Raw genomic sequence first — 11,836 nt, 5'->3', positions numbered from 1 at the left:
GGAGCTGGCGCTCGGCTGGTGCACCTACGGCGTCGGCGACCAGATGAGCCACTACGCCGTCAATGCCGGCGTACCCAAGACCCTGATCCAGCACCTGATCCGCTGGGTCGTCGCCTCCGGGCAGTTCGGCACCGCGGAGGGGCGGGTGCTCAGCGCCGTCCTCGACACCGAGATCTCGCCGGAACTGGTGCCGCCCGACGCGGACGCGCCGCCGCAGAGCACGCAGGCCGTGATCGGCCCCTACGCGCTGCAGGACTTCAACCTGTTCTACACCCTGCGCCACGGCTTCCGCCCGTCGAAGATCGCCTTCCTGGCGCTGCACGCCTGGGGCGAGGCGGGGGCCGGGTCCTGGCCGCCGGATTTCCCCGAGGCCGGGCGCATCGCCTACGGCCTGCCGGAGATCCGGCGCTGGCTTGCAGTGTTCCTGGCGCGCTTCTTCGGCTTCAGCCAGTTCAAACGCTCGGCGCTGCCCAACGGCCCGAAGGTCTCGGCCGGCGGCGCCCTGTCGCCGCGGGGCGACTGGCGGGCGCCGTCGGACGGCTCGGCCCGGATCTGGCTCGACGAACTGGCGCGCAACGTCCCCGAAACGTGATCGACACGAACCGGACAGCGTGTGTGATAATCCACACGGTCAAGCTGATGTCCCGCGCCGTGCGCGGCGGGATCGGCGCGAGGGGTCGGCCAAGCGGAGGAACGCCGATGCGAAGCTACAACCTGTTCCGCCTCAAGAGTGTCGAGGGCTTGTGCTGCGCGGTGCCCGAGGCGCAGTGCGTGCCGGCCTTCCTCGGCGGCGGCCGGTGGACGTTCGGCGGCAAGCTCGACGCGACGAGCCGGCTGCCGCTGGACTTCGACGGCCGCGCCGCGGAGACCGGCGTGCGCTTCAACGGATTCTACCTGTTCCAGACCGTCGACCGGCGGTTTTTCCAGGGACGGCCTGGAGAGTCGGAGATCGCGGCGAGCTTTCCTTAAGGGCCTGCATGGGATGTTGGCCCAACTTGATCGATCCGGAGGCCGGACGCCATGTTGGCGGAGCATCGCAGCGAAACGCGCCAGAGGGTGTTCCTCAAGGGCCGCATCATCTTCAACAACGGCGCGTCGAGCATGGATTGCCTCGTGCGCGACCTGTCCGCCTCGGGCGCGCGCCTCGCGCTGAGCGAGAGCTCCACGCTGCCCGAGATGTTCGACCTCTACATTCCGCAGAAGGATCGCACCTTCCGGTCGACCCTGCGCTGGCGGCGCGCGGACAGTGTCGGCATCACCTTCGCCGAGGAGGCGGCCAAGCCCGCGCCGGTCGCGGCGCCCGCCGAGCCCGTGGCGATGGACGCCTCGCTCACGATCCTGCTGCGCCGGGTGAGCGAGTTGGAGGCCGAGAACGCGGCGCTCCGCCGCCTGCTCGTCGGCATGGCCCAGCCGGGCACCGCGACGGCCGCCTGAGCGAAGATACGGCCCGCCCCGAAGATACGGCCCGCCCCATCGCCACGCGCCGACGCAGGAGGCATCCGGGACGGCGGCGGTCAGCCCGCGGCGCCGAGCACCGCGCGTATGCGTTCGGCCTGTTCCGCGAGCACCGCCGGATCGGCCATTCTACCCGTATGGGGCGTGAGCGGCACGCCGTCGAAGCGCGGCACGATGTGGACGTGGAGGTGGAACACCGTCTGCCCGCCCGCGGCCTCGTTGAACTGGAACACCGTCAGGCCGTCGGCGGCGAAAGCCGCCTTCACCGCGCGCGCGACCGTCTGGACGCCGGCGGTCAGCGCCGCGAGGGAAGCCGGGTCCGCGTCGAGCAGGCCGCGCGCCGGCGCTTTCGGGATCACAAGGGTATGGCCCGGCCCTTGCGGCATCGCATCCATGAAGGCCAGCGTCTCGGCATCCTCGTAGACCCTGTGCGAGGGGATCTCGCCGCGCAAGATCCTGGCGAAGACGTTCTGGGGGTCGTAGGCCGTGTCCGTCATGCGGGCTCCCTCGCGCCGGTCCGTCGCGGGTGTCCGGCCGGCGCAGGATGCACCGGGGGCCGGGCGGCGTCCACGAACGGGAACCGGCCGCCCCCCGCGACGCTTGCCCGTCTTTGACGCAAGGCCAAGCTGCGGCGATCCGCGATGCGGCGGCCGCCCGGAATGATCGCATGGCACACGAGAGCACCGGCGCCATCTACACCGCGGCCGGCGCCAACCTCGCCATCGCGGTGGCGAAGTTCGTCGGCGCCTTCCTCACGGGCTCGTCGGCGATGCTGGCGGAGGGGGCGCACTCGGTGGTCGACACCACCAACCAGATCCTGCTGCTCGTGGGCCTGAAGCGCGCCGAGAAGCCGGCCGACGCCAAGCACCCCTTCGGCTACGGCCGCGAGATCTACTTCTACGCCTTCATCGTCGCGCTGCTGATCTTCCTCGGCGGCGGCATCTTCGCCATCTACGAGGGCGTCCACAAGATCCGCCATCCGGAGCCGGCGGCGGATGCGAGCCTGTTCGGCCACCCGCTGTCCGGCTTCTGGGTGAACGTCGGCATCCTCGGCTTCGCGATCGCGGCGGAGGGCTATTCCTGCCTCGTGGCGATGCGGGCGTTCTGGGCCGAGAAGGGCGAGCGCCCGCCGATCAGCGCGATCCGCCGCAGCAAGGACCCGGCCCTGTTCACGATCCTGGTCGAGGACGTCGCGGCGCTGATCGGCCTCGTCATCGCGCTCGCCGGCGTGATCCTCGCGGACGCGCTCGACATGCCGGCGCTCGACGGCTGGTCGTCCGTCGGCATCGGCCTCGTGCTCGTCGGCATGGCGGTCTTCCTGATGATCGAGACCCACGGCCTGCTGATCGGCGAGGCCGCCGACCCGGACGTGCTCGCGGTGATCGGCGAGGTCGTGCGGTCCGAGCCCGGCGTCGCGCACGTCAACGAGGTGCTGACGCAGCACATGGGTCCCGCCGACATCCTCGTGAACGTCAGCCTCGACATGGCCGACGACCTCAGCGCCGGCGCGGTCGAGGACGTGGTGACGCGCCTCGACCGCGAACTCAAGGCACGCGTCCCGGACGTGAAGCGGGTGTTCATCGAGGCGCAGGCACGCTCGGCCTCGGGCGGTGGCCTCGCGCGGCAGGATGCGGCGGCCAGGTCCGGATGACTCCCGAGACGTGACGCCGACCGGGCTTCCTCCCGCCATGCCGGCTACCAGGGTGCGCGGCCGACCTGCTCCAGGCTGATCGCCCAGGTCCGCTCCTGCACCGCCTCGTCGCGGCTGTAGGACGACGACGCGCTCTCGCGGCGCTTGGCGAAGTAGCGGCCGCTGACGCCCTCCACCTGCGGCGCGGCGGCGACGTGCAGCGAGGTGGCGGCACCGTCCACGGGTCTGATCAGGAACGGCCGGATCAGGCTCCAGGCGACACCGAAGGCTCCGCCGGTGTTCTTCGCGAACCCGGTGTCGACGACGCCCGGATGCAGGGCGTTGACCGTCACCGGCACGCCCGCGAGCCGGCGCGCCAGGGCGTAGGTGAACAGCACGTTGCCGAGCTTGGCCTGTGCATAGGCCCGCAGAGCGCCGTAGGATCTCTCGGATTGCAGGTCGTCGAACGCGATGCGGCCGCGGGTGTGGGCGGCCGAGGCCACGTTGACGATGCGCGACGCGGCACCGGGGCGGCCGGAGGCCTTCAGCAGGTCGAGCAGTTCGAGGGTCAGCAGCACGTAGCCGAGGTGGTCGAGCGCCCAGGTGCGCTCGAACCCGTCGGCGCTGGTCTGGCGCCGCTCGAAGATCGCCCCGGCATTGTTGACCAGCACGTCGAGCCGCGGGTAGGTCGCGCCGATCTCGGCCGCCAGCCGGCGGATCGCGGCCTGCGACGACAGGTCGGCGACGAAGCCGTCGATCGCCGCGCCGGGAACGGTCGAGCGCAGGGAGGCGGCGCAGGCATCGACCTTGACCGCGTCGCGCCCGACGATGCCGACGCGGGCGCCGGCCTTCGCCAGGCCCAGGGCGGTCTCGTAGCCGATGCCCGAGGTGGCGCCGGTGACGAGGCCGATCCTGTCCCGCATGTCCGGCGGCGTCACGGCCTCAGAACACCGCTTGCCCGATCGCGAAGGCGATCACCACGATGACGATGGCCACGACGAGGAAGATCCCGAACAGGATGCGGGCGAGCGAGCCCGCGCCCGAGGCGATGCCGGTGAAGCCGAGGCCGCCGGCGATCACCGAGACGACGAAGCAGATGAGGGCCCATTTGAGGAGGGTCATGCCGAAGTCTCCGGACGGAACCGGCGACCGGCCGGCTGGGAATCGAGCGACAACCGCGGGCCAAGCTCCGCCGTTCCGTGCGGCGCGGCCCGTCCAGCGTTTTCTTCTCGTGCGGTCTCCGCCACCGGCTCCGCCCGCGCCGGCAGGATCGCGGCGCGCGTGTTGGCGGCGGGTGCGGCGGACGCGCTTCGCGGCGCCGTCGGGGAGGAACGAGCCAAGCCGCGGGCGGGCGCTCACGCTTCGGCCGCGCACAGCCTCTCGACGGTCTTCACGTAGGCGTCGGCGTCGAATTTCTTCAGCGAGTTCCCGCTCTGGTAGCGCACGGTGCCGAACACCTTGCGGCGCGCCCAGGGGCGGTCGTGCAGGCCGTAGATCCAGGCGACGTTGGTGAAGGAATTCGCGTCCCGCCCGTCGAGGAAGTAGCGGTTGTTGAGCCGGAGCGTGCGCGCGAAGCCGGCCTCGGGCGAGGGCGACCATTCGAGGATCTTCTTGCCCCAGTACATCCGCAGTTGGTTGTGCATGTAGCCGGTCTCGCGCATCTCGGCCTGGGCGGCGTTCCAGTAGAGGTCGTGGGTCTCGCCCGCGGCGAGCTGCGCGTCGGTATAGGTGTGCGGCCGCGCGTCGTCGGCGTGCTCGGCCAGCGTCTTGCGCGCCCAGTCCGGCACCGCCTTGGCGTAGGTGTCGTAGCCGTCGGTGTAGAAGACGTGGTTGGCCGAGAGCTCGCGCCGGACGATCAGCTCCTCCAGGTAGGTCTGGCGGTCGTCGTCGTCGCCGGCCTTCGCGGCGCGCACCGCGAGCGCCATCTCCACCGGCGAGATCTGGCCGAAATGCAGGTAGGGGCTCATGTGCGAGGCCGCCGCCGCCTCCGGGCGGTTGCGGCCGCCGCCGTAGCCGGAGAGCCCCTCGGCGAGGAACGCCTCCAGGCGCCGGCGCGCCTGCGTCTCGCCGCCGGTGAATCGCTTCACCGGAGGGACCGCGGTGTCGAGGCTCATGCCGGCCAGCACAGGGCCGGGATCGGAGACGTCGATCCCGCTCTCCAGCCCGAGGCCGTCCGCCCTGTGCCGGACGACCTGCGCGGCCACCGGCTCCAGAAAGCCGTCCCACAGCCTGTGCAGCTTCGGCCGCAGCGTCCGGGCGGCGAATTCGTGCTTTCCGGAGGCGATCTCCACGGGCACCACCACGTCGCCCTCGACCTGGACGACGCGGATGTCGACGCCGTCGGCGATCTCGCGGTACCAGCGTTTCTGGATCGCGAGGTAGCCGCGGTCGAGGACCAGCAGCGCGGCGCGGCGCGACAGGTCGATGGCGACCTCGGCCGGCGACGCCTTGCGCATCACGAAGCCGACGCCGCGCCGCAAGAGGCCCGCCTTCGCGTCGGCCAATCCCTGCAGCAGGAAGGCGTAGTGCCGGGCATTGGCCTCGGGGAAGCCGTTCGCGCCGTCGAGCAGCCCGAAGCCGGCGACCACCGGCAGGCCGAGGCGGTTGCCCTCCGCGATCGCGAATTCGAGCGCCGGGTTGTGGTGCGCGCGGTTGGCCTGTTGCAGGAGGTAGAGGACGCAATCCCCATCCTCCCGCGCTGCGGCATCATTGAGGACCCGGATTCGCCCCGCGTGAATCGTCATGCCGCCTCGTCGCACGTGCGGGACGCCGCGTCCCGAAACCTTGGTGATGAAGCTAGAGCTTACGTCGCATTCGTCCTGCGGCGCCCCGGCAGGCCGGCGTTGAACGTCCGGGCTGCCCAGGCGCAGCAGTCCGACCGCGGAAAACCGCATGGCCGCAAACCTTTGCTGGGAATTTCCACGCGGCTTCGGTCCCGCAGGGCGCGAAGATCGCGCGATCCGGCCCTGCGACATTTTCAGCACAGCCTTTCACGCGCGTGCGCGGCGGCACCGGAAACGACAGGACCGCTGCCCAATCCCCTTGCATTTCCCGTCGAGAGGATCAGATTGTGCAGCGCGGGATCGCGATGGCGTCGCGGTCCGGCAGCCCTTCTTGGGCGTTTCCTCCCTAGACTTCGGGCCGCTCCTTCGGGAGTGGCCTTTTTTCTTGGGCGGTTCCGCCGCTGCCAACAGCCTCCGGGCGGATGCGAGGGGCGGGGCCGTCAATGCGCATCGAGATGCGCGCCCTCGTGGTCGAGGTGCAGGTAGGCGGGGTCGAACAGGGCGAGGGCCGTCAGCGCCGGCAGGTCGTGGATCGTCAGGCGCCGGCCCTTCCAGGTGATCTGGCCCGAGGTCCGCAATTCCTGGAGCGTGCGGTTGACGTGGACGCTCGACAGCCCGAGCGTGTCGGCGAGGTCGGCCTGCGTCACCGGAAGCTCGTAGCTCGTTGCCTCGGTGAGGCCGACCGCGCGCAGGCGCAGGTGGAGCTCGCAGAACAGGTGGGCGAGACGTTCCACCGCCGATCGCTGACCCAGGCTCACGGTCCATTCCCGCTGGATCGCCGTGGTGTGCAGCATCGCCCACCACAGGGTCTCGGCGACCCGGGGGGAGGCGGTGGTGATCGCCTCGATCCGCTCCTGCGAGATCCGGGCGAGCGTCACCGGCGTCAGCGTCGCGACGGCGTGATCCATCCGGCGCAGGGTGAAGATGTGCGGGTCGCAGAGGTCGCCCGGCAGGAAGAAGGCGATGATCTGCCGGCGCCCGTCCTGGAACTGCTTGTAGCGGCAGGCCCAGCCCTCCAGCAACAGGTTGACGTAGCGCGGCTCGTCGCCTTCCAGGACGATGTCTTCCCGCGCGCCGAGGCGCCGGATGCCCTGCGCGCTCGCGTCCTCCAGCGCCTTGAGGTCGGCCTCGGAGAAACGCGTGAAGTTCTCCAGCTTGCGGATGAACCGGTTATCCATGCGCGCGCATCACCAACGACGTTCTCCAGCGCGGCGGTTGCCGGCTGGTGCGAAGAAACCGTGAGGCTACGAAGCGTACCGAGCACTTTGCCGTGATCCGTGGATCAGGACGGATGCTCGGCAGCGCCTTCCGACGGCGCGGGCACCGGCTCGCCGCCGGGAAGCGCGTCGAAACCGGGAAGCCGGCGGGGCGATCCGACCGGATCGGGCACGACGCCGGGCGTCGCAGTCGCCGCGGCGCCGATCGCGGCGTGCCGCACCCGTTGTACGCGCGTTGCGCGCCGGCTCATAGGGGCAGCGAAGCCGCCACGTCTTCCCCCGGGCAAAAGCCGCGGCCGAGCGCCTCGGGAAATCCGACCCTGGCCCGAGACCGCGCGGCACGGCATCGGCTGCGCCGCCCTAAAGCCGTGCCCGACTACGTTGGGTCGGGCACGGCTCTAGGTCTTTGTTTTAACGCGCACTTTCGCGACGAACCGGCGTCCACTTCGTCGGGAAGCACTCTATCCCCGGGCGCGGGCGCGGATCATGAAGTTGTCGTAGGTGTACTCGGCCACCTGGAACCAGAGGTATTCCTCGTTGCGGAAGGTCTTCATCGCCTCGTAGACCCGCCGGAAATCGGGGTTCCTGGCCGCGATCTCGGCGTAGACGTCGTTGGCGGCCTTGAGGGCTGCCTCCATCACCTCCTGCGGGAACGGGCGGAGCTGGGCGCCGGTGGCCACCAGCCGACGCAGGGCGCCGGGGTTGCGCGCATCGTACTTCGCCTGGATCTCGGCGGCGACCTCGGCCGCCGCGCCCTGGAGGATCGCCCGGTAGGGCTTGGGCAGCGCCTTCCACGTCTCGGCGTTGAGCCAGAAATGCAGCATCGCGCCGCCCTCCCAGAAACCGGGATAGTGGTAGATCGGCGCGGCCTTCTGCAGGCCGAGGCGCTCGTCGTCGTAGGGGCCGATCCACTCGGCGGCGTCGATGCGCTTGGCCTCCAGGGCGGCGAGGATCTCCGGTCCCGGCGTCCCCTGGGGCAACGCGCCGAGCTTGGCCAGCACCTGCGCACCCAGGCCTCCGATGCGGACCTTCAGGCCCTGGAGGTCGGCCGTGGCCTTCACCTCGCGCCTGAACCAGCCGCCCATCTGCGCGCCGGTGTTGCCGCCGGGCAGGCTCGCGAGCCCGTTCCTCGCGAAGAGTTCGCTGAACAGGTCGCCCGCCCCGCCGGCGAGCCACCACGCGTTCTGCCCGCGGGCGTTGAGGCCGAAGGGGAGCGCGGTGGCGAGCGCGAAGGTCGGGTCCTTGGCGGAGGCGATGGTCGCCGGGCCGTGCCCCATCTCGACCGTGCCGGCGGCGACCGCGTCGAGCAGCCCGTCCACCGCGACCGGCTCGCCCGGTCCCTGCACCTGGATCGCGAAGCGCCCGTCGCTGGCCTCGCCGACGCGGCGGGCGAAGGTCTCGGCGGCGCCGAACAGGATGTCGAGGTTCTTGGGAAAGGCCGAGGACAGGCGCCACCGGATCTCCGGGCCGCCCTGCGCCAGGGCGGGGGAGGCCAGGGCGGGGGAGGCCAGCGCCGCGCCGAGGCCGGCGGTAAGGAGCGCGCGTCGCTTCACGGTCGTCATGGCACCTCCCCCGGCGGTTCCCGTCGGCCGCGGCCCCTACCACGTCCGGCGCGCGTCTCGAAACCGCGGGCCGGCCGTGATAGGCGGGAGGCATCGTGAGCATCGATTCGATCACCCTCCACACCGTCTGCGGCCTCGAAGAGCTCGCCCGCCACGGCGGATGCGGGGTCGACCGCGTGCTGTCGCTGCTCGATCCGGGCACGCCGGAGCCCGACGCGTTCGCCGCCTACGGGGCGCACCGGCGCACGACCCTGCGCTTCCACGACTGCCTCGGGGAGGGCGAGGGCCTCGTCCCGCCGACGCGCGAGCACGTCGCCGCCATCCTCGCCTTCGGTCGGGATCGGGGGGATCGGTCCGGGACCGGGGGCCCGGGGGGACACCTGCTGGTCCACTGCCATTACGGCCTGTCGCGCTCGACCGCGGCGCTGCTGATCCTGTTTGCCGACGCGGAACCCGACGCGAGCGCCGAGGCGCTGGTCGCGCGCCTGCATGCGCTGCGCGAGCCGGCCTGGCCGAACGCGCGGATGGTGGGCTTCGCCGACGCGATGCTCGGCCGGGGCGGCGCCCTCGTCGAGGCGGTGCGGCGCCTGCACGCGGTGCAGCTCGGCGTGCGCCCGCACCTCGCGGAGCTCCTGCGCGGCCTCGGACGCGGCGCCGAGGTCGACGCGGCGCGCGCCGGATGATCGGCGCGCCTATTTCGGGGCGGGCGTGAAGGCACCGTCCTTCCAGACGTAGAGCACGTAGCCCTGGGCGGTGACGTCGCCCTTGCCGTCGAAGCCGACGGTGCCGAGCACGAGGTCGAACCGCTCGGCATGGAGGACCGCCGCGATGCGCCGCGGGTCCTGCGTGTGGGCGAAGTTGGCCGCCGCGACCAGCGCCTGGAGCGCGGCGTAGCCGTAGATCGCCGAGCCGGTCGGGTCGACGCCGTCCGCCTTGAACGCCCTGACGACCTCCGCCGCCGCCGGCTGGCGGCTCGGGTCCAGGTAGAAGGTCATCAGCACGCCGTTGCTCGCCCCGCCCGCGATCCGGGCGAAGTCCGGGGTGGCGATGGCCGATGTTCCGAACCATTGCGGCCGGGCGCCGCGCTCGGCCGCAATGCGCACGAGTCGCCCCATCTCGGCGGCATCGCCCCCGTAATAGGCCACCTCGATCCCGGCGGCCTTCAGCCGGTCGGCGAGCGCGGCGTCGTCCGCATCGCTCGGCGAGAAGGCGGAGGACAGGGTCTCGTTGATGCCGATCCGGTTGAGGTTGTCCTTGGTCGCGGCCGCCAGCGCGCGCGCGGCCGGCGTCAGGTCCTGGAGCAGGGCGATCCTGCGGTCGCGGAACCGCTCGGCGAGCACGATCGCCGAGAGGCGCGCCTGATCGTCGTCGCGGCCGCAGACCCGGAAGATCGTCGGCAGGCCGCGGTCGGTGAGCTTGGCCGAGACCGAGGCCGCGGTGATCATCGCGATGCCGTTCTGGCCGTAGACCTCGGAGGCCGCGATCGAGGCGTTCGAGCAGACATGGCCGACCACGAGGCCGACATCGGCGCGCACGAAGTGGTTGGCGACCGCCGTGGCCGTGTTCGAGTCGCAGGCGTCGTCCTGCACGTCGAGGCGGATGGCCTGCCCGTCGATGCCGCCCCGGGCGTTGGCGTCGCGCGCCGCCGCCTCGACCCCGCGCAGGACCTGCTCGCCGACCGCGACGTAGGCGCCCGAGCGCGGCACCGCCACGCCGACCACCACCTCCGCGGCCGCAGGCTTCGGCGCCAGGAGCCAGAGGGCGAGGCACGCGCCGGCTGCCGGGGCGAGGCGCCGGAGGGGCGGGCGGGACGGGAGCAGGCCGAACCCGAGCACGTGTCCGAGCGTCATCAGGCCGCTTCTCGGCATCCAGGCCCCTTCCCTGACATCGTCGCGGCGGCGGGGCGGAGGCGCCGCCGAGGCCCAGAGACCGCTTCTTTCCGCGAAAACCCCTTCCGGGCAAGCCGTTCTTCTTGAGTGTAAGTCGTTCTTCTTCGCTTAAAGCCGTTCGTCCTCGGGCATGTTCGGTCTTCGGACCGGTCGTCGGCCGGGCGGAGGTCGACGCCTGTCAGCGCGAGTAGGCGTAGACGGATGCGGCGGATGCGACGGGACCTGCGACGGTTGAGAAGACGCTGAGGACCTTGGAGAGTTCGGTGAACGGTGCGTTTGAGACGTAGACGAGGTCGCGGTTGCGCATGCGGAAGGCCTGGGCGGTGAACAGGCTGTTGGGGTCGCGCATGTCGATGCGGTAGACGACCGGGATCACGGGGGTGTTCAGGAGCGGCGAGGCGGGGCTGAGGCGGCGCACGATGCTGGCGGGCTCGAAGCGGAACACGAAGGTGCCGGCGGGGTCGGCCTGGAAGTCGGACAGGCCGCGCGCCTTGGCCAGCGCCTGGGCGAGGGTGATGCCGTCGGCTGAGAACGGCAGTTCGGTGGCGTTGCCGAGCGCGCCGACCGCGAGGAAGGTCTGGGGGTCGCGCACCAGCGTCAGCACGTCGTTGGGGCGCAGGTAGATGTTCTCGCGCGGGTTGGCCACGAGCGTTGCCATCGGCACGGTGGTGGTGCGCTCGCCGCGCGAGAGGCGCACGAAGGTCTCCGACACCGGCGCGCGCACGCCGCCGGCCGACGCCACGACGTCGAGCAGGCGGTCGCCGCCGGTCGAGAGCGGCAGGCGGGCGCCGGCCACCGCCTCACCGGTGACGGTCACCGCCTGCGAGATCGGCTTGGTGACCGAGACCAGCACCTGCGGCTGGATCGCCTTGCCGGCGAGCTCGTTCTCGATCAGCGTCTGGACGTCCTGGGTGCGGCGGCCGGCGACGGCGATGCGCCCGGCGTAAGGGACCGAGATCGCCCCGTCGCGCCCGACCGCCTGCTCGGGGATCAGCGCCGACTTCGAGCCGGCCGAGAACCGGTCGGCGACCAGCGGCCCGGAGAACAGCCCGCCCGAGCCCGCCTCCCAGACCGAGACGGCGACGTAGTCGCCCACCCCGATCACCGGTTCGAGCGACGGGCGCCGGTCGCCGAACGAGGCCAGCAGGCTGTCGAGCGGGCGCCCGCGCAGGGCCTCGATCACCGCCGGCGTCACGTCGACGATCGCGTAGCGCGCCAGCAACCCATCCGGCGTCGCCACCTCCGAACCCGCCTCGACCGCCCGCGCCGTCGGACCCGCACCCGGCAGGACCGTACAGCC

12 protein-coding genes and 1 pseudogene are annotated in these 11,836 nt (G+C 71.7%); 5 read left to right on the top strand and 8 right to left on the bottom strand.

All coding sequences use genetic code 11. The annotated features are described in order from the left end of the window. From nadE to ACFE86_RS17445, 3 genes and pseudogenes are all read left to right on the top strand, one after another. Window positions 1-592, top strand: a pseudogene (nadE, locus tag ACFE86_RS17455) (NAD(+) synthase); the annotation flags it as partial. A 107-nt stretch (window positions 593-699) separates the two neighbouring features. Beyond that, window positions 700-969: a hypothetical protein gene (locus tag ACFE86_RS17450; RefSeq protein WP_375456592.1), complete on the top strand. Its 270-nt coding sequence runs from the start codon at window positions 700-702 to the stop codon at window positions 967-969. Between the two features lie 51 nt (window positions 970-1,020). Then, the gene (locus tag ACFE86_RS17445; protein WP_375456591.1) at window positions 1,021-1,434 is read left to right on the top strand and encodes a PilZ domain-containing protein; all 414 of its coding nucleotides are present in this window, start codon (window positions 1,021-1,023) and stop codon (window positions 1,432-1,434) included. 80 nt (window positions 1,435-1,514) lie between these two features. Here ACFE86_RS17445 and ACFE86_RS17440 read toward each other — a convergent pair whose 3' ends face one another. Further along, window positions 1,515-1,952, bottom strand: a complete 438-nt coding sequence (locus tag ACFE86_RS17440; RefSeq protein ID WP_375456590.1) for an HIT family protein — start codon at window positions 1,950-1,952, stop codon at window positions 1,515-1,517. A gap of 170 nt (window positions 1,953-2,122) precedes the next feature. Here ACFE86_RS17440 and ACFE86_RS17435 point away from each other — a divergent pair, with 170 nt between their 5' ends. Beyond that, entirely contained in the window at window positions 2,123-3,106 is a 984-nt protein-coding gene (locus ACFE86_RS17435) for a cation diffusion facilitator family transporter (protein ID WP_375456589.1), read from the top strand. A gap of 44 nt (window positions 3,107-3,150) precedes the next feature. Here the strand turns inward: ACFE86_RS17435 and ACFE86_RS17430 are convergent, their stop codons facing one another. From ACFE86_RS17430 to ACFE86_RS17410, 5 genes are all read right to left on the bottom strand, one after another. After that, complete coding sequence (locus ACFE86_RS17430; protein ID WP_375456588.1) at window positions 3,151-4,008, bottom strand: SDR family oxidoreductase; 858 nt, start codon at window positions 4,006-4,008, stop codon at window positions 3,151-3,153. Between the two features lie 19 nt (window positions 4,009-4,027). Further along, entirely contained in the window at window positions 4,028-4,207 is a 180-nt protein-coding gene (locus tag ACFE86_RS17425) for a DUF1328 domain-containing protein (protein ID WP_375456587.1), read from the bottom strand. 233 nt (window positions 4,208-4,440) lie between these two features. After that, on the bottom strand, window positions 4,441-5,829 hold the full coding sequence (locus tag ACFE86_RS17420; RefSeq protein ID WP_375456586.1) for a deoxyribodipyrimidine photo-lyase: 1,389 nt from the start codon (window positions 5,827-5,829) through the stop codon (window positions 4,441-4,443). 479 nt (window positions 5,830-6,308) lie between these two features. Then, a complete protein-coding gene (locus ACFE86_RS17415; protein WP_375456585.1) occupies window positions 6,309-7,046 on the bottom strand; it encodes a Crp/Fnr family transcriptional regulator in 738 nt (245 codons plus the stop codon). Between the two features lie 500 nt (window positions 7,047-7,546). Beyond that, a complete protein-coding gene (locus tag ACFE86_RS17410) occupies window positions 7,547-8,647 on the bottom strand; it encodes a TRAP transporter substrate-binding protein (RefSeq protein WP_375456584.1) in 1,101 nt (366 codons plus the stop codon). Between the two features lie 95 nt (window positions 8,648-8,742). On the opposite strand from ACFE86_RS17410, the gene ACFE86_RS17405 reads away from it, so the two are divergent. Further along, window positions 8,743-9,330 (top strand): tyrosine phosphatase family protein, encoded by a 588-nt coding sequence (locus ACFE86_RS17405; protein ID WP_375456583.1) that lies wholly within the window; start codon window positions 8,743-8,745, stop codon window positions 9,328-9,330. 9 nt (window positions 9,331-9,339) lie between these two features. Here ACFE86_RS17405 and ACFE86_RS17400 read toward each other — a convergent pair whose 3' ends face one another. Next, complete coding sequence (locus ACFE86_RS17400; RefSeq protein WP_375456582.1) at window positions 9,340-10,497, bottom strand: branched-chain amino acid ABC transporter substrate-binding protein; 1,158 nt, start codon at window positions 10,495-10,497, stop codon at window positions 9,340-9,342. A gap of 217 nt (window positions 10,498-10,714) precedes the next feature. Beyond that, window positions 10,715-11,836 (bottom strand): polysaccharide biosynthesis/export family protein (locus ACFE86_RS17395; protein WP_375456581.1); only part of this gene is annotated, 1,122 nt, incomplete at its 5' end.

Source organism: uncultured Methylobacterium sp. (assembly GCF_964244095.1).
GTDB lineage: Bacteria > Pseudomonadota > Alphaproteobacteria > Rhizobiales > Beijerinckiaceae > Methylobacterium.
This window is presented reverse-complemented; position numbering and strand designations above follow the sequence as displayed.

Excerpts from the sequence above, each read along its gene's own strand:
- ACFE86_RS17450 (WP_375456592.1), top strand. The coding sequence starts at position 700 with ATGCGAAGCTACAACCTGTTCCGCCTCAAGAGTGTCGAGGGCTTGTGC.
- ACFE86_RS17445 (WP_375456591.1), top strand. The coding sequence starts at position 1,021 with ATGTTGGCGGAGCATCGCAGCGAAACGCGCCAGAGGGTGTTCCTCAAG.
- ACFE86_RS17440 (WP_375456590.1), bottom strand. The coding sequence starts at position 1,952 with ATGACGGACACGGCCTACGACCCCCAGAACGTCTTCGCCAGGATCTTG.
- ACFE86_RS17435 (WP_375456589.1), top strand. The coding sequence starts at position 2,123 with ATGGCACACGAGAGCACCGGCGCCATCTACACCGCGGCCGGCGCCAAC.
- ACFE86_RS17430 (WP_375456588.1), bottom strand. The coding sequence starts at position 4,008 with ATGCGGGACAGGATCGGCCTCGTCACCGGCGCCACCTCGGGCATCGGC.
- ACFE86_RS17425 (WP_375456587.1), bottom strand. The coding sequence starts at position 4,207 with ATGACCCTCCTCAAATGGGCCCTCATCTGCTTCGTCGTCTCGGTGATC.
- ACFE86_RS17420 (WP_375456586.1), bottom strand. The coding sequence starts at position 5,829 with ATGACGATTCACGCGGGGCGAATCCGGGTCCTCAATGATGCCGCAGCG.
- ACFE86_RS17415 (WP_375456585.1), bottom strand. The coding sequence starts at position 7,046 with ATGGATAACCGGTTCATCCGCAAGCTGGAGAACTTCACGCGTTTCTCC.
- ACFE86_RS17410 (WP_375456584.1), bottom strand. The coding sequence starts at position 8,647 with ATGACGACCGTGAAGCGACGCGCGCTCCTTACCGCCGGCCTCGGCGCG.
- ACFE86_RS17400 (WP_375456582.1), bottom strand. The coding sequence starts at position 10,497 with ATGACGCTCGGACACGTGCTCGGGTTCGGCCTGCTCCCGTCCCGCCCG.